The following is a 17,097-nucleotide window of genomic DNA, read 5'->3' as shown; positions in this document are numbered from 1 at the left end:
CATCTGGCCGGATTTCGGCGACTCACCTGTGCATATGCCACGTTGTCCACCGGTTCGGGCCCCTCCCGCCGCGCCATCCGGTGGGGTAGCGTCACGACGCCGTGCGGAGCGCCACGAGGAGCAGGTCATTGCGCGATTTCACTGTCCCACCCATGGCGGCGGCGCCCCTCGTGGGCGGGCTGGCCGACGTGGTGTTCGACTACGCCGAGGAGGATCCGCACCGGGTCGCCCTCGGCCGCAAGGACGCCGACGGGAACTGGCGGGACGTCACCGCCGCGGACTTCCGGGACGAGGTGCTGGCGCTCGCCAGGGGGCTGATCGCGCACGGCGTCAGGTTCGGCGACCGGGTGGCCCTGATGTCGCGCACCCGCTACGAGTGGACGCTCTTCGACTTCGCGCTGTGGTCGGTGGGCGCCCAGTCCGTGCCGGTGTATCCGACCTCCTCGGCCGAGCAGGTCCGCTGGATGCTGCACGACGCGGACGTGTCCGCGGTCGTGGTCGAGCACGAGGACCACGCGATGACGGTCGCATCGGTGATCGACCGGCTGCCCGGCGTCAAACGGCTCTGGCAGCTCGACGCGGATGCGGTGGCCGAACTCGTCGACGCGGGCGTCCGGGTCGAGGACGAGGTGGTGCACCGTCACCGCCGCGCGGTGACGCCCGATTCGGTGGCGACGGTCATCTACACCTCCGGGACCACGGGACGCCCCAAGGGCTGCGTGCTCACGCATGCCAACTTCATGTTCGAGACGGACACCATGGCCTCCCGCTTCGAGTCGGTCTTCCGCTCCCGGCCGGGTGACGAGGCATCGACGCTGCTCTTCCTTCCACTGGCGCACGTCTTCGGACGCATGGTCGAGGTCGCGACGATCCGGGGCCGGGTGAAGCTGGGGCACCAGCCGCACCTGTCGGCGAAGGCACTGATGCCCGATCTCGTCTCGTTCCGGCCGACGTTCGTCCTGGCGGTGCCGTACGTCTTCGAGAAGGTCTTCGATGCCGCCCGCCGCAGGGCGGAGGCCGAGGGCCGGGCCGGGCCGTTCGACAAGGCGGTGGAGGTGGCCGTCGCGTACGCGGAGGCGGCGGAGGCGAAGGCGTTCGGCACGGGGCCGGGACCCTCGGCCGGGTTGCGCGTGCAGCACCAGTTCTTCGACAAGGTCGTGTACCGGAAGGTGCGCGAGGCGATGGGCGGCCGGATCCGGCACGCCATGTCCGGCGGTTCCGGGATGGCGCGGCGGCTGGGGCTGTTCTTCGAGGGCGCGGGCGTCACCGTGTACGAGGGGTACGGGCTGACCGAGACGACCGCGGCGGCCACCGCCAATCCGCCCGAGCGCCCCCGGTACGGCACCGTCGGGCTGCCGATTCCCGGCACCTCGGTGCACATCGCGGAGGACGGCGAGGTGTGGCTGCACGGCGCCCACGTGTTCGCGGGCTACCTCGGCGCCCCGGAGGCCACCGCGGCGGTGCTGCGCGAGGGCTGGCTGGCCACGGGGGATCTGGGAGCGCTCGACGAGGACGGCTATCTGACGCTCACCGGGCGGAAGAAGGAGATCCTGGTGACGTCGGGCGGCAAGAGCGTGTCGCCGGCCGGTCTGGAGGAGCGCGTCCGCTCCCATCCGCTGATCGCGCAGTGCCTGGTGGTGGGCAACGACCGGCCGTACATCGCGGCCCTGGTCACGATCGACCAGGAGGCGGTGGAGCACTGGCTCGCCATGCAGGGGCGGCCCGCGATGCGACCGGAGGAACTGGTGCGCGACCCGGACCTGGAGACGGAGATCCGGCGCGCGGTGGTGGCCGCCAACACCGCGGTGTCCCAGGCCGAGTCGATCCGCACGTTCCGGATCCTGGCGCATCCGTTCGGCGAGGAGCACGGGCTGCTCACCCCGTCGCTCAAGTTGAAGCGCAGGGCGATCGAGGCGGCGTACGCGGCGGAGGTCGACGCCCTGTACCGCTGAGACGCGCGTACCGCCGGGGCAGGGCTTCGCGTTGCCGTGCCCCGGCGGTGCGCCGCGGTGCCAAGGGCTGTCCCGTAATCCCTGGCGGGCGCGCGACGACAGCTGCGGCACCTCGCCGCGTTGTCGGAACGTCCGCATACATCCAGTATGCGGACGCCCCTCCGCCTTGCGATGCACCACATCTGACGCCGCGCACCGCTCCACCACGGATTACGGGACAGCCTTAGGTGATCGAGACGCGGAACAGCTTGTCCGCGCCGGCCGGTTCCTTTCCGTTGTTGTCGCAGTTGGTGGTGGACAACCACAGCTCGTCCCGGCCGGGCACCGTGGTGACGGTGCGCAGCCTGCCGTAGGACCCGACGTAGTGGGCGGTGGGCGTGCCGAGGTTCCCGGTGTCGCCGTCGATGGGCACCCGCCAGAGCCGTTCGCCCCTCAGCGCGGCCATGTAGATGACGTTGCGGACGATGGCGATCCCGCTGGGCGACGCCTCCGAGACCTTCCAGGTCATCTTCGGGTTGGTCATCCCGGCGGTGGAGCAACTGCCCTCGCAGATCGGCCAGCCGTAGTTCTTGCCCGGCTGGATGAGGTTGAGTTCGTCCTTGGAGCTGTCGCCGAACTCGGCCTCCCACAGGCGTCCGTTGCGGTCGAAGGCGAGGCCCTGCGGATTGCGGTGACCGTAGCTGTAGACGTAGGTGCCGAACGGGTTGCCGGGGGCCGCCTTGCCGTCCCTGGTCATCCGCAGGATCTTGCCGTTCAGCGAGTTCTTGTCCTGGGCGAGGTCGCGGTCCTGGGCCTCGCCGGTCGACGCGTACAGGTAGCCGTCCGGGCCGAAGGCGAGGCGTCCGCCGTTGTGGTACTTGTTCTTCTTGATCCCCTGGAGCAGGACCTTGTAGCCGGTGAGCGAACTGCCGTCGTACGTCATGCGGGCGACGCGGTTGCCCTCGGACGCCGTGTGCATGAAGTAGACGTAGTGGTTCGTGGACCACTCGGGGTCGACGGCGACGCCGAGCAGGCCGCCCTCGCCGCCGGTGGTGACGGCGTTCGGCACGGTGCCGACCTGGGTCCTGGTGCCGTCGGGGGTGACCCGGAAGACCTTGAAGCTGTCCCGCTCGGTCACCAGGGCGGTCTTGCTGTCGGGCATCCAGTGGATGCCCCACGGGATGGTCCAGCCGGTGGAGAAGGCAGTGATCTCGGAGGGGACGCCTCCGTCCGCGGTGCAGGCCGGGGTGGTGAAGGTGACCGCCTTGCTGGGGGGCGAGGCGTTGCCCGCCGCGTCGCGGGCGACGACGTCGAGGGTGTACGGACTGGCGCAGGCGAGGCCGGTGAGGGTGGCCTTGGTGGCGGGCGGGGTGCCGGTCACGGTCGTGAGCACGGTGTCGCCGCTGCGTATGTCGTAGGCGGTGACGGCAGTGTCGTCCGTGGCCGCGCCCCAGTTGAGGGTGACGCCGTTCGCGGTGAGGCCCGACGCGGACGGGGTTCCGGGGGCGGTGGGCGGTACGGCGTCCGGCGCGGTGACCGTGACGTCGATGTAGTCGAGGTTGGGCAGCCCGTCGGCCGACGTGGACGTGAGCCGGACCTTGTTGCTGCCCGCCGCCAGCGGGGCGGTGACGGTGAAGGTGGCCCAGGTGTTCCAGTCGGCGGTGCCCTCGAAGGCGTGGGCGGCGGAGACGACCTTGCCGCCCACGGCGATGTCCGCGGGCCGGGCCGCGTCCGTGCCGTTGGAGTACCGCACGGCGATCCGCCCGGTCCCCGCTGCGGCTGCGTCGACGGCGAATTCCACGTAACTGCCCACGACATTGTCGCCGTTGACGAAGCCGGTGCCGGAGTAGCCGGAGTGGTTGGATTCGGCGGCGCCCCGGACGATCGTCGCGGACTCCGCCTCGTACCGCGTGGCTGCCGCGGCGGCGGACCCCGGTGCCGCCTGCACCGATGCGGCGCAGAGCAGCATCGCCGCGAGGGCCGCCGTCGTGCTCCGTTTCATGGTGAGCGTTGCGACCTGCATCCGAACCCCCGTCACGGAACCCAGTAGTTGCCGGACGCGACGATCATCGACTGGAGCTGTACGCTCCCGCCGTAGTAGAGGTCCGGGTCGATCGAGGTGCCGGCGATCTTCTTCCAGAGCGCGTCGAGCCATGCCTGCGAACCGGAATCGGTGAGCGCGGTCACGACGAACGGGGCGGTGAACGCCATGTCGTGGCCGCTGTCGAACGCGCCGCCGTTGAGGCGGTAGCCGCTGACGATCTTGTTGGGGTCGCCGCCCGTCTTGGACTTGATCCAGGAGTTCAGCTTGCGTGCGGAGGCGAGCGACGCGGAATCCCCGCTGGTGACGGCGTCGGCGCCGATGCGCCACGGGTCGCGGCAGGCGTTCCAGGCGTAGTCGCCGTCGTTGGGGCCTTCCAGCACCTCGCCGTTGGCCGGCTTGGCGGTCCCGTTGGTATTGACGACGAAGTCCGCCAACAGGCCGGTGCTGGCCGCGTACTTGGACTGCTGATTGGTGATCAGTTTCTGGTGGGCCGAGCGGATGGTGTCCCAGGCGCTGTCGCCGGTGGCCTTCTTGAAGGCGCGGAAGTGGTCGATCATCCAGTCCGAGGACCGGGTCATCCAGTAGTGCTCCTCCCCCGAGTCCGACCAGTCGCCGAGCAGCATCAGGTGGGTGGTCGGGTTGACCTCGCTCTTCTTGATGGCGTTGATGCGCTTGACCGCGAGGTCCTTGTAGTTGTACGTGCCGGAGGAACCCCACTGCTTGTCGGCGAGCAGCAGTCCGAAGGCCACGTCGAGGTCGCCGTCGGTCGCCGAGTCGGAGCCGTCGACGCTCTTGCAGGAGGAGTTCTGTTCGGCGGCCAGGAGGTTGGAGTTGTTGGCCGAGGGATGCGCGAGCACGTACTTCACCATGCCGTCGAAGACGGTCTTCGCGTCCGGGTCGGCCCCGGCCATCGTGGCCGTGACGACCATGCCGTAGCCCTGGGCCTCGGCGACGTACGGGTGGTCGGCGTCCGGCGAGACGACCTCGTACCAGCCGTTGCCGCAGTTCTTCTTGACGAACGCGGACTTCCAGGCGTTGTAGGCCTTGATCACGGCCTGGTCGAGGGAGGACTGCGAGCCGGACGGCTTCAGGGTTCCGGCGGCGTACGGAAAGGTGTGGCTGCCGAACGGCACCGCGGGGCCCGCGGCGGCGCCGGCCGCCGCGGTCGCGGACGGTGTGGCGAGCAGGGGCAGCAGCAGTCCGGCGGCGGCGAGTGCGGCCGAACCGGTGGTCAGCTTCTTGGTGGTGGTGCGCATGGGACCTCCTCAGCCCTGGTACTGGGCGACGATCTTGGTGAATTCGTACGGGGACTGGGACACCCCGCTGCAGGCGTCCGCGTCGGTGCCCGAGCCGCAGGCACGGTCGCGGTTGACGGACCAGAAGGCGAAGCGCGCGAGATGGTGCTGTCGCGCGTACCCGAGGATCTTCCTGAAGTCGGCGGTGGTGACGGTCTCCTCCGCCTCGTCGGTCCTCCCGTTCATCGAGGAGACACCGATGTGCCGGTGGGCGGCGTCGTCGCCGTACCCGTAGGCGCTCGCGACCGCGGTCTTCAGCCCGTCGAGGGCGCTGAGCGTCGCCGCGCCCATGGTCCCGCTGTGCCCGCCGAAGTCGAACGGCATGATGACCCAGCCGTCGTTGTCGAGCCCCGCCGCGGCACCCCGCTCGATGAGGTCCTTCCCCTCGGCATCGGGACCGGACGGGGTGGTTCCCATGGTCACGTACGTCACGATGCCCGGGTTCTTCGTCTTCACGATCTTCAGGGCGTCGACCACCCGCTGCCGCACGGCGGCCTTCGAGAACTCGGTGTCCTCGATGTCGATGTCCAGCGCCTTGAGGTGGTAGGCGTCGATCACCTTCTGGTACGCCCCGGCCAGCGCCGAGGCGCTGGAACACTTCTCGCCGAGCTTGTTTCCGCTCCAGCCGCCGACCGACACGACGACGTCGCCGCCCGCCGCCCGGATGGCGTCGATGGCGGCCTGGTCCTTTCCTCCGGCCAACGCCCGGGTGCCGTCCCACTTCGGGTTGCAGGTGCCGTCGGAGAGGACGAAGGCGAGCGTGAACCACTTCAGCCCCGTCGCCGCCATCACCCCGGTCGGCTTCTGCGGGTCGCCCCGGCCCAGGTACTCGTACGGGGCCGCGGCCATCGCCCCCGGGCCCGCGGCCTTCGCGGCGGCGGACGGGGGCTCGGCGCCCGGGGCGTCGCCCTCCGTGACGGCCGACGCCCCGGGCACATGGGCGAGCAGCGGCAGCAGCAGGCAGCTGAGCCCCGCGAGGACGGCCGCGACACGACGTGGGGGTCGGTCTGCGTGCACAGATGCTCCCTTCGGGAATCCACGTTAGGAAAGGTTCCTAACCATCAATGCATGGGATTCCCTCACGGGCGATCTGTCAATGCCTCTCGCGGGCCCAAATATGTGGACCCGCACGTGAGTTCGCAGGATTTCGGGCAGCTCGGACACATCGAGCCGACGTGCGGTCCGGACCGGGGCCGGTTCGCGGAGGGCCCGCGGCCCGGACATGAGGGCGGGGCCCGCCGCCGCGGGCCGGACGGGTTGCCCGTCGCGGACACCCGTCCCCGGGGAATGCCCGGCCGGTCGTGATCGTTGACCATGAGAATCCCAACCGACGACGTAAGGATCGACCCCCCGTGACCAAGGTCCCCTCCATCACCCTCAACAACGGCGTCGAGATGCCCCAGCTCGGTTTCGGTGTCTGGCAGGTGCCGGACGACGAGGCCGCGAAGGCGGTCGCGACCGCCATCGAGGCCGGATACCGGAGCATCGACACCGCCGCGATCTACGAGAACGAGAAGGGCACCGGCCGGGCCGTTGCGGCCTCCGGGGTCGCCCGCGAGGAACTCTTCATCACGACGAAGCTGTGGAACACCGAGCAGGGGTACGACGCCACCCTGCGCGCCTTCGACGCCTCGCTCGACAAGCTGGGCACGGACTACGTGGACCTGTACCTGATCCACTGGCCGGTACCGGCGAAGGACATGTACGTCGACACGTACAAGGCGTTCGAGAAGATCCTCTCCGACGGCCGCGCGAAGGCCGTCGGCGTCTCGAACTTCCTTCCGGAACACCTGGAGCGCCTGCTCGGCGAGACGTCCGTGGTGCCGGCCGTCAACCAGATCGAGCTCCACCCGCAGCTCCAGCAGGCCGGGTCGCGCGCCTTCCACGCCGAGCACGGCATCGCGACCGAGGCATGGTCCCCGCTGGGGCAGGGCAAGGGACTGCTGGAGGTCCCGACCATCGTCGCGATCGCGCAGAAGCACGGCCGCACACCGGCCCAGGTGGTGCTCCGCTGGCACATCCAGACGGGCAACGTGGTGATCCCGAAGTCCGTGACACCGTCGCGGATCGTGGAGAACTTCGACGTGTTCGGCTTCGAACTGGACGCCGACGACCTGGCCGCGGTCGCCGCGCTGGACGAGGGCAAGCGCCTCGGCCCCAACCCCGGCGAGTTCAACCTCGGCGCCTGAGCGGTTCCGCCGCCGGACGCCCGCAGTCCCGGCTCGTCGGGGTCACGGACCGCACGACCGGGCAGCGGCCCCGCCCCGGGCGCGGGAGCGATGGCGCCACGAACGGCTGCGGGAGCGCCGATACACGGGAGCACGCCCGGGGCGGCGGAGGAACGGCCCCGACACCCGGAATTTCACCCTTCCGGGCCAGGGCGGACCACGAGGGGGCAGAGCTCCCCTCGCCCCGGCCGGTGGGCATCCGGCCGGGTCCTGGCGGCCGGGACGTGGGCGGCGTCTGCCGCGCCGACGCCACGTTCGGCCGCCGCGGTCGTGGTCCCGGACCGGGACCACGACCGAGCGCCGGAGACCGGGGCCGCGTGCGACGCGGCCGTCCCGGTCGGCTGGCAGTGCCTCGCCGTCCGGCTTTAATATGGCGGGGCAGGTGGATGTATATGTCACGTGTGGGTGTCCGGTCCCGGAAGCCTCCGGTCCCGGACACCCGTACCGGAACCCCGGCCCGATTCCGGCGGGCCGGGGTTCCGTGTCGGACCGGCGAACCGATCAGGTCACCGGCCCTCGAAGTGCCGCTCGATCACGCGGAAGCTGCCGACCACGCCGTTCTCCACGCACACGCCGCCCTTGACGCGGCCCGGGAAGACGCCGTCGCTGGAGCTGTGCGGTCCGACGATCGCGATGGGCGCGCCGTTGTCGCAGGTGGCACCGCGGAAGACCTCGATCGTCCGGCGGCTCTCGTTGCGGATGTTGAGGCTCTTGGCGCCGAGCCCACTGACCACGGTGATGCAGCCGCCCGGGTCGTCGCTGTACGTCCGCTCGTTGATGTGGATTCGACCCTCGTGCTCGTAACCACGACCCCCACCGTAGCCACGCTCCTCGTAGCCCCCACCCTCGTAGCCCTTGCCCTCATTGCCCTTGCCCTCATTGCCCTTGCCCTCATTGCCCTTGCCCTCGTTGCCCTTCCCGGTGTCGCCGCCGTCGGGAGCCGAAACGGGAGCGGCCTGCTGGACGGCCGGGGCTGCCTGGAGCGGCTGGGCGGTGGCAGCCGAGGCGTACGTGATTCCAGTGGCGGCCATGGCCGCAGCAGCCGCGACGGCGGCAGTAACGATGGTGGAACGGGTAACCATGTCGCTTCTCCTGTCTCAGAGAGGTCGGCTGAGCAGTCGACCCGAGGACGAACGTACTTACGGTTGTCATACCTGTCATATCGGACACGTTGGAGGCCCCCTCCAGGCCTCCGATAGAGGGACAAAAGGTACGCCAAATGCCATTTCCGCATCCTGGAATGAATCGCCAAGTTGCCTGATATGAAGGGCAATTGATGTGCCATTAGCCTGTACAGGCGACTTCCTGACGCCTCCTCACCCTGGCAGAAGTGTGTCTTCCCTTGACACGTTCCGCGCAGCGCGGCCACCTGCCGGCCACCCGCTTCCGGGGCGGACGGGCGCGGGGCGACGCGCGGCACGGGGCGGTGACGGGAGGGCGGACGGGGAGAGCGGTACCGGCGGCGGACGGGTTGTCAGTTCTGCGGCCATACCGCTTCCGCGACGGCGGGACTCGATGCCTTCGGCCGCGACGTTCCGCTGGAGACGGTTCGTCACCGTCTCGCCCTCGGGCACCGGCTGACGGGTCAGCCGTGCGAACCCCGGCAGTTCGACGCGCGACCGGTCTCGGCCGGGGCGACCTGGGCGCCACTGAGCAGCCGCGCCCGGAAACGGTCCGGAGCCTTCGGATGCCGACGGCCCTCGACGATCCGGCGCGGGTGCGCGCGCAGGGGCGGGAGCCCACGGCGGTGCCGCAACTGCGCGGGGCCGGGCCCGTCACAGGGCCCGGCCCCGGCAGGGCACCGTCGGTTCGAGGACACGCCCCAGCAGGCCGTCCCGCCATCCGTGGCGGAACGGCGCGCGGTGTCGGATGTGGTGCGTCGCACGGCGCGGGAATGCCCGCGCACGGGACCCGGCCGGGCGTTTTGACGGCGCGGCGAGGAGCCGCGGCCGTCACCGGGCGCCCACCGGGGATCCCGGAACGGCCCTCGGCGCCTCAGTGCCCCGCCCGGCGGTCCTCGCCGCGTCGGCCGAGGTGGACGGTGCGGGCCATGAGCAGGAAGACGTCGGGGCGCAGGCGCAGCCCGGCCGGGTCCTCGGGGTCGAGCAGCCGGTCGAGCACCGCGATGTCCTCCGCCGTCAGAACGTCCTCGAAGGACTGGCGCCGCCGCGTGAACTCGGCGATGACCTGTTCCCGGGCCGGCTCGGAGAGCGGTGCCGGGAGGTCGAGCAGGAAGCTGCGGGTGCCCTGCGGTTCCAGCCCGGCCGCGGCGATCAGGGCCCTCCAGTCCTCGGTCTCGCGCGTGGATCCGGGCAGTGACGCCCGCATGGAATCGAACCAGTCGGCCCTGATCGCGTCCAGCCTGTCCTCCAGCCCGGGCCGCCCGATGCCGATGTCGCGCGGCAGTTGACGCGACGGCAGTCCGCCCTCGACGAGCGCCACCGTCCCGCCCGGACGCAGCGACTCCGCGAACCCGGCGAGGACTGCGCGTTGGTCGCCCATGTGGTGCAGGGAGTTGCCCGCCCAGATCAGATCGGCCCCGCCCAGCAGTTCGAGGTCATCGGGGATGTCGGCCCGCAGCGTGCGGACACGGCCGCCGAGACCGAGTCGTTCGGCGCGGGCACGGGCGCGCTCCAGCAGGGCCTCGGTTCCGTCGACGGCGACGACCTCCGCCTCCGGGAACACCTCGGCGAGCAGGCAGGTGATGACACCGGGTCCACTGCCGATGTCGAGCACCCGGCGCACCTCGTGGGCCTCGCGGAGACCGGCGATCCAGCGGGCCGCCTCCTCGTACTGCGGGCGGCCCAGCTCGGCCTCCCGCTCCAGCAGCGGGGCCATGGCATCCCAGTCGATGTCGGTGTCGGTGTGCCGATGACCGTGCGCGGGGCCGTGGTGCGCGTGCTGCGCGTCGCGCGCGGTGGTGTGGTGGCGGTCGTTGTTCCGGTTCATGGGGACAGCCTCACCACACATCATTGCCTCGGCAAGCTGCATTGCCGTTCCGGCAAGTCGCCGCTCCGGTGCTCCCGGGAACTGCCCCCGCGCACCGTTCGAAGGCGGTACCGAACACGGAGGATGCGCCGCGGCCGGACTCCCGCGCCACCGGCCCGACCGCGCTCGACCATGTCCAGGACGGAGCCGGTTCGACACCGATGGGACGACAGCATATTGCCGGTAGGCCATCGGACCCATAACTTGCGTTTATGGAGCTGGAGTTGCGCCATCTGAGAACCGTACGTGCCATAGCCGACACCGGCAGCCTGACGAAGGCCGCCGCGACCCTCGGGCTTGCCCAACCCGCGCTGAGCGCGCAACTGAGGCGGATCGAGAAGGCGCTCGGCGGCCCGCTGTTCGAGCGCGACCACACCGGTGCCCGGCCCACGCTCCTCGGTGAGCTGGTGCTCGAACGGGCACGGGTGGTCCTGCCCGCGGTCAGCGAGCTCCAGCAGGAGGCGGTGCGCTTCGCCAACGCCTGCGGGACGATGGAGCGCTTCCGTCTCGGCGGCACGCACGGCCCGCTGCTGGGCGGCCTGGTCGACCGTCTGGTCACCGCGCACCCGACGGCGCCGGTGTCGACGTACACCTCGTGGTCGGTCGGCGAGATCTCCACCCAACTCGTCGACGGGCGGCTCGACTTCGCCCTCATCGGGACCTGCGGGGACAGCCCGCCGCCCGCCGGCGAGCGGTTGACCTGGCAGGTGATCGGGGTCGATCCGGTCTTCGTGATGCTGCCGGACACCCACCCGCTCGCGGCCGTGCGGGAACTGGACCTCGCCGATCTCGCCGACGAGTGCTGGGCGGACGTGCCCGGCGAGGGCTGTTTCGCCGATTGCTTCATCGGCGCGTGCGCACGGGCGGGGTTCAGCCCGGCATCGGTGTACGAGGCGGACACGGCATCCGTCGTCCATCTGGTCCAGGTGGGACGCGCGGTCGGGCTGTGCCGGGCCACCTTCCCGCCCACACCGGGGCTGGTGACCCGGCCGCTCGCGGGTTCGCCGTTGAGCTGGCGTCACCTGCTCGGCTGGCACCCCCGCTCCGCCGCGGCCGTGTCGGCGGCCGGGACGGTGAGCGGGCACGCCCTGGCGGCGTACGCGGACGCCGTGGAGCGCAGCAGGAACTACGCGGACTGGCTCGCCGTGAACCCCGGATTCGGTCCGGCACGATGACGCGCCGCCGCACGACCGGCGCGACACCCGCACCGGTCCCATGCGCCGACGCGACACCCGCACCGGTCCCATGCGCCGGTGCGGCGCCCGCGTGCCCGGTCGTCCGGGTGCCGCGCCGGGCCCGTGGGCTACCGCACGCCGTGTCCGGCGGCGATCGCCGCCACCCGTGCGGCGAGGTTCAGGTCGTACTCGGTGACCACGCCGCCCGCGTCGTGCGTGTTCACGGACAGGGTGACGGTGTTGTACCCGAGCGTCAGATCCGAGTGGTGATTCAGTTCGTCCTGGATCTGCGCCACGTGCATGGTCAGTCCGGCGGCGGCGAAGTGCGAGCGCAGGCGGTAGGTGCAGGTGATTCTGTCCCCGTCGAGCGTCCAGCCGGGCAGATCCCCCAGACGGTCCTCGATCTCCTGTCGCGACAGTGGTTCGGCGGGCATGCGGCGGCTCCCTCACGAGCGATCGGTTCCGGTCGGCGGTGCCGGTGACGTTACGGTCTGGGTATGACGACTGTCGCGAGTGACACGGGGGTAGGGCCGCTGCTGCGCGGCTGGCGGGAGCGACGGCGGATCAGCCAGCTGGAACTGGCACTCCGCGCCGACTCGTCCGCCCGGCACATCTCGTTCATCGAGACGGGCCGCTCCCGCCCCAGCGAGGAGATGATCCTGCGGCTGGCGGAGCAGCTCGACGTTCCGGTCAGGGAGCGCAATGCCCTGCTGGTGGTGGCCGGTTACGCTCCGCGGTACGCGCAGACCGCACTCGACGACCCCGCACTGGACGCCCTGCGCGAGGGGATGGAACGGCTGCTTCGGGGATACGAGCCCTATCCGGCGCTCGTCGTCGACGGGATGTACGACGTGGTGGCGGCCAATCGGGGGATCGCGAGCCTGCTGGAAGGGGTCGCGGAGCATCTGCTGGTGCCTCCGACGAACGCGATGCGGCTGACTCTCCACCCGGAGGGCCTGGCCCCGCGCATCCACAACCTCCGGGAGTGGCGGGCCGACCTCCTCGCGCAGATGCGCCGTCAGATCGCGCTGGCCCGATCCGCGGAGCTGCGCGCGCTGTACGAGGAGGTCGCGGGCTACCCGTCACCGGAACGCCGCGTCCGGGCCGCGGACCCCGGGCCGGGTGAGGGGGACGACGGCGCCGCGGTGTCGTCCGCCCCGCCGTTCGCGTTGCCCCTGCGCATCGAGCACGGCGGGCAGGTGCTCTCGTTCGTCGCCTCCATCGCGACGTTCAACACGCCGATGGACGTGACGGTGTCCGAGCTGGCCATCGAGACGTTCCTGCCCGCCGACCGGGCCACCGCCGATCATCTGCGTTCCCTCGTCCTCTGACGTCCGGTAGGCGTTCCCGACGAGGAGCGATGGGCGGAGGGGCGCCCGCACACACGTGCTTCCGGTGTGCGGGCGCCCCTTCGCGCCCCATGGTGTGTCCCGTCCGCCGTGCGCCGACGCGCACCGGGGATGCCGTGGGCCGGTGCGCCGGGGGCTCGGGAACGTCCTCAGACGCGTGCTCCGTTGTCGGCGGGATCCCGGCGTGCCGTGCGCGTGCCGGACCGGCGCCCCGGAGCCCGCTTCCGGGCAGGCGGCGGGGCCTTGCTGCTCCGTTCCAGGACGAGCGCGGCCGGTACCGCCGTCATCACCGAGGAGTACGTTCCGACGCAGATGCCGATCAGCAGGGCGAGCGCGAAGTCCGCGAGGGAGTCACCGCCCAGCACGGCCAGCGCGGCCAGGATGAAGAGGGCGCCCATCCCGGTGTTGACCGTCCGGGGCACGGTCTGGAGCACGGCCCGGTTGGCGATGGTGGCGACCGGGGTCCGCCGGGACTTCGCCCACAGCTCCCGCACCCGGTCGAAGACCACCACGGAGTCGTTGACGGAGTACCCGATGACGGTGAGGAGAGCGGCGAGGAAGATGCCGTCGACGGTGCGCCCGAGCCAGGCGAAGGCACCGATCAGGATGATGACGTCGTGGACCAGTGCCGCCACCGAGCCCACGGCGAACGTCCAGCGGAACCGCACCACCAGGTAGGCAAGTTGCACGAGGACGGCGATGGCGAGGGCGATCAGGGCGTTGCGCCGCAATTCGTCGCCGAGGCTGGGACCGATGAGTTCGTCACGGACCTTGGTGGTCTTGCCGCCCTCCTCGGCGAGGGCGGCGCGCAGGGCCTGCTCGCCGTCGTTGTCGAGCTTCCCGGTGCGTACGGAGAGGTCTCCGGCGCCCGCCGTGGTGACCTCGGCGTCGCCGAAGCCCGCGTCCGCCAGGGCGGTCCGGGCCCGCTCCACGTCGACCGGACGGCTCGTGGAGTACTCGACGAGCCGGCCACCGGTGAACTCGACGCCCAGATTGACACCGCGTACGACGATGCCGAGGACGGCCACGACGATCAACGATGTGGAGATCAGCAGCCAGCGGCGCGGGGAGCGCATCAGTTGCGGATCCCGGCGGGCCAGCCAGGTGCGCACCCGGCCGGGGCTGGCGATGCCGTTGACACCGGGAGAGTCGTTGACGCGGCGTGAACCCGCGGCGATCTCGGTGAGGGCCCGGGCGATGACGAGCGCGGAGAACATCGAGGCGATGACACCGATGGCGAGCGTGACACCGAAGCCCTTCACCGGCCCGGAACCGAGGAAGAAGAGCAGGCCGGCCGCGATCAGCGTCGTGACGTTGGAGTCGGCGACGGCACTCCAGGCGCCGCGGAATCCGGCGGTCAGCGAGGAACGCAGGCTACGGCCCGGCCGTTGTTCGTGTTCCTCCCTGGCGCGTTCGAACACCAGGACGTTGGCATCGACCGCCATGCCGATGGCCAGGACGAACCCGGCGAGACCGGGAAGGGTGAGGGTGACGCCGAGGGCGACCAGGGCGGCGTAGGAGATGAGGCCGTAGGCGGCGAGCGCGACGGCCGCCAGCGCGCCGAACAGCCGGTAGACGATGATGATGAACAGCGCGGTGGCGGCGGCACCGATGAGGGCGGCCCGGGCGCTGGCGTCGATGGCCTCGGCACCGAGTGTCGGGCCGACGGTGCGCTGCTCGACGATCTCGACGGGGAGCGGAAGTGCGCCGCCTTCGATGAGCAGGGCGAGTTCCCGGGCCTCGTCGGCGCTGAAGGAGCCGGTGATCTGGGTGGACCCGGACGGCAGGCCCACACCACAGCCGACGGACGGGGACACCTGCGGCGAGGAGATGATCTGCTGGTCGAGGACGATCGCGACGCGGCGCCGCTCGTCCTGCGCCGGATGGCAGGCGGCCTCGCCGGTCAGTTGGGTCCAGTCCCGTCCCGCCTTCTTGTGGAAGTCGAGCGAGACGGTCCAGCCGGCACCCTGCTGAGCGTCGAACGTGGCCGTGGCAGCCTTGACTCCCGCACCCGACAGCCGGGCCGGGCCGAGGTCGAGCGGGCGGCCCTGCTCATCGGGGAGCGTCGGTCCGTCGTCGGCCTTCTTCTCACCGGGCTCCGGTACATCGGCCTTCGGCTCGTCGGGCTTCGCGTCTTCGGGCTTCTTCTCACCGGCCTTCTTCTCACCGGGCTCCGGCTCCGCGGGCTTCCCGGTCGCGGGCTCCCCCGTGGCGGGCTTCCCGGCGCCGCCATCGGCCGTGCCGCCCTCGTCGGTCTGCGCGCCCGGTCCCCGGACGGCGTGGAAGCTGAGCTGGGCGGTCTTGCCGATCACCTCGGCGGCCTTGCGCGGGTCCTGGACGTCCGGGAGCTCGACGATGATCCGGTCCTCGCCGGAACGGGTGAGGGTGGGTTCGGCGACGCCGAGCGAGTCGATGCGCTGGCGGAGCACCTCAAGGGTGCGGTCGGTGCTCTCCCGGTCCGCCTTCGCGGTGTCCGAGTCCTTGGCCTGGAGCACCATTCGGGTGCCGCCCTGAAGGTCGAGGCCAAGTCTTGGCGACATGTTCAGCGAGATGAGCACGGAAACGAGCAGCACGGCGGCAGCCAGAACCGCTCGCACCGTGGTGGCGCGAGTCATGGATTCCTCCGAGGGAGCGCCGGGCGCCCTCGGTTCGGCGAGGACGGAGCGGCGGGTCAGCGGGAAGGGACCGGTGGACGGTCCGGTGTCGGAACCGGTGCGGATGACCGGTGGACGGGCATTCCCGGAGGCCCGCGCACCCCGGGGAGTGCGGTGCGGAGGCGGTCGGTGGTGCGCGCGGGTCCGGCGGGCGCCGGTCGCGGCAGGAGGCAGGGGGCCCGGAGAGCCGGTGCACCGGGCAGCAGCGCCTCGGGACCGGGTGGCGGGATCTGGTGCGGGATGCGCACGTGGTCGGCGCCGGCCCTCGGCTCCGGTCGGGGCCCGGTCGCGGGCGCGGGCCGGTGGCCGTCGGTCGCCACGGCCGTGCGGCCGCGGCGGGAGTCGTGGACGGGGGCCGTGCGGGCGGTTCGGTCGGTGTGCGGGGTCGGCCGGCGGGAACCGGGCGGGTACGCGGCCGAGGACGGCGCTCCGGCGAGCGGGCCCGCGACGGGCCGGTCGCCGACGGCCGCGGGCGCACCGCCGACGACGGCGAGCACGGTCAGCAGGAGGGCTGCGAGCGCCCGACGGGCCACCCGCACGGCGCCGGGGCTGGCCTCCGGCCGTGCCCCGGGGGGCGCGTTCCCGGGAGGCGTCCCCGGGAGGGGGGTCACCTCTGCCGGCCGGGCAGTGCCGGGGCCGACGTGTGGAGCACCGAGCCGAGGACAAGTCCGGCACCGCGCACGACCGCGGTCGCCGGGTCCTCGCTGAGCCGTACCGGAACACCGAGGCGGAGCGCGACCCGGTTGGTGATGTCCGGGCGTGCGGCACCGCCGCCCGCGAGCAGCGGGCCCTTGCGCAGCGCTCCCAGGACGGCACCGTGCCGATCCTGCTTCCACATCGCCATGATCATGTCGAGGACGGTGCGGACGACGGTGGTGGGCGGCTCCGAGGGGGCCAGGTCACTGAGTCCGGTCTCGGTCTGGCGGGCGTCACGGACCCGCCCGTCGACCAGGAGGGTCGCCTCCGTCAGCTCGGCCCCGATGTCGACGACGAGCAGGGGGCCGCCCTCCCGCGGTGCGGCACCCGCGGCCGCGGCCCGCGCGCTGTCCAGCGCGATGACCCGTGTCGGTCCGAGCGCGGCGGCGACCGCCTCCTTCGCGGCGGCGCGGTGCTCGGCGCCGGCGAGCACGGGGTGGCTGAGCACGATCACGGTGTCACCGCGGTCCGCGCCCAGCGCCGTGTCGGCGATTCGGCCGAGCAGCCGCCCGCAGGACACCGGGTCGACGACGCGGCCCCGCCGGACCGGGCGCGGCTGCCCCGGCCGGTCGTCGGGGCCGTAGCAGGCTGCTGTTTCGGCGACGACGCCGTGCCCGGGGATCCAGGCGCGGGTCCACGAGCTGCCGAGGTCGAGCGCGATACCACGGACGGCGCCGGGGTTCTCCCGGCGGGCCGACCGGCCGGGCCGCGGTCCGTCGTACAGCGAACGCATCGTC

General features: G+C 71.7%; 12 protein-coding genes. 4 read left to right on the top strand and 8 right to left on the bottom strand.

The window, feature by feature from the left end; all coding sequences use genetic code 11:
• The first annotated feature begins 152 nt into the window (after positions 1–152).
• Positions 153–1,952, top strand: coding sequence for an AMP-dependent synthetase/ligase (locus tag ACFC79_RS10340; RefSeq protein WP_376237720.1), 1,800 nt, complete (start codon positions 153–155; stop codon positions 1,950–1,952).
• A gap of 223 nt (positions 1,953–2,175) precedes the next feature.
• Here ACFC79_RS10340 and ACFC79_RS10335 read toward each other — a convergent pair whose 3' ends face one another.
• From ACFC79_RS10335 to ACFC79_RS10325, 3 genes are read right to left on the bottom strand one after another with little or no spacing between them, the layout of a single operon-like run.
• Complete coding sequence (locus tag ACFC79_RS10335; RefSeq protein ID WP_376237717.1) at positions 2,176–3,954, bottom strand: PQQ-dependent sugar dehydrogenase; 1,779 nt, start codon at positions 3,952–3,954, stop codon at positions 2,176–2,178.
• 11 nt (positions 3,955–3,965) lie between these two features.
• Positions 3,966–5,231: a glycosyl hydrolase family 8 gene (locus ACFC79_RS10330; protein WP_376237714.1), complete on the bottom strand. Its 1,266-nt coding sequence runs from the start codon at positions 5,229–5,231 to the stop codon at positions 3,966–3,968.
• A gap of 9 nt (positions 5,232–5,240) precedes the next feature.
• Positions 5,241–6,287: a chitinase gene (locus tag ACFC79_RS10325; protein WP_376237711.1), complete on the bottom strand. Its 1,047-nt coding sequence runs from the start codon at positions 6,285–6,287 to the stop codon at positions 5,241–5,243.
• Positions 6,288–6,622: 335 nt separating this feature from the next.
• Between ACFC79_RS10325 and ACFC79_RS10320 the strand changes: the two genes are divergently transcribed.
• Complete coding sequence (locus ACFC79_RS10320; protein WP_376237709.1) at positions 6,623–7,459, top strand: aldo/keto reductase; 837 nt, start codon at positions 6,623–6,625, stop codon at positions 7,457–7,459.
• 545 nt (positions 7,460–8,004) lie between these two features.
• On the opposite strand, the gene ACFC79_RS10315 is transcribed toward ACFC79_RS10320, so the two are convergent.
• Together ACFC79_RS10315 and ACFC79_RS10310 are read right to left on the bottom strand one after the other, a co-directional pair.
• A complete protein-coding gene (locus ACFC79_RS10315) occupies positions 8,005–8,580 on the bottom strand; it encodes a hypothetical protein (protein ID WP_376237707.1) in 576 nt (191 codons plus the stop codon).
• 913 nt (positions 8,581–9,493) lie between these two features.
• Entirely contained in the window at positions 9,494–10,447 is a 954-nt protein-coding gene (locus tag ACFC79_RS10310; RefSeq protein ID WP_376237706.1) for a class I SAM-dependent methyltransferase, read from the bottom strand.
• A 251-nt stretch (positions 10,448–10,698) separates the two neighbouring features.
• Between ACFC79_RS10310 and ACFC79_RS10305 the strand changes: the two genes are divergently transcribed.
• Positions 10,699–11,661 (top strand): LysR substrate-binding domain-containing protein, encoded by a 963-nt coding sequence (locus ACFC79_RS10305; RefSeq protein WP_376237703.1) that lies wholly within the window; start codon positions 10,699–10,701, stop codon positions 11,659–11,661.
• A 128-nt stretch (positions 11,662–11,789) separates the two neighbouring features.
• Here the strand turns inward: ACFC79_RS10305 and ACFC79_RS10300 are convergent, their stop codons facing one another.
• Positions 11,790–12,095: a 4a-hydroxytetrahydrobiopterin dehydratase gene (locus ACFC79_RS10300; RefSeq protein ID WP_376237701.1), complete on the bottom strand. Its 306-nt coding sequence runs from the start codon at positions 12,093–12,095 to the stop codon at positions 11,790–11,792.
• A gap of 63 nt (positions 12,096–12,158) precedes the next feature.
• Here ACFC79_RS10300 and ACFC79_RS10295 point away from each other — a divergent pair, with 63 nt between their 5' ends.
• Entirely contained in the window at positions 12,159–12,992 is an 834-nt protein-coding gene (locus tag ACFC79_RS10295) for a helix-turn-helix domain-containing protein (RefSeq protein WP_376237699.1), read from the top strand.
• Between the two features lie 167 nt (positions 12,993–13,159).
• Here the strand turns inward: ACFC79_RS10295 and secD are convergent, their stop codons facing one another.
• Positions 13,160–15,625, bottom strand: coding sequence for a protein translocase subunit SecD (gene secD, locus ACFC79_RS10290; protein ID WP_376237698.1), 2,466 nt, complete (start codon positions 15,623–15,625; stop codon positions 13,160–13,162).
• Positions 15,626–16,271: 646 nt separating this feature from the next.
• The gene (locus ACFC79_RS10285; protein WP_376237696.1) at positions 16,272–17,093 is read right to left on the bottom strand and encodes a rod shape-determining protein MreC; all 822 of its coding nucleotides are present in this window, start codon (positions 17,091–17,093) and stop codon (positions 16,272–16,274) included.
• Positions 17,094–17,097 lie beyond the last annotated feature (4 nt).

The sequence above is a fragment of the Streptomyces sp. NPDC056061 genome, from assembly GCF_042266885.1.
GTDB lineage: Bacteria > Actinomycetota > Actinomycetes > Streptomycetales > Streptomycetaceae > Streptomyces.
This window is presented reverse-complemented; position numbering and strand designations above follow the sequence as displayed.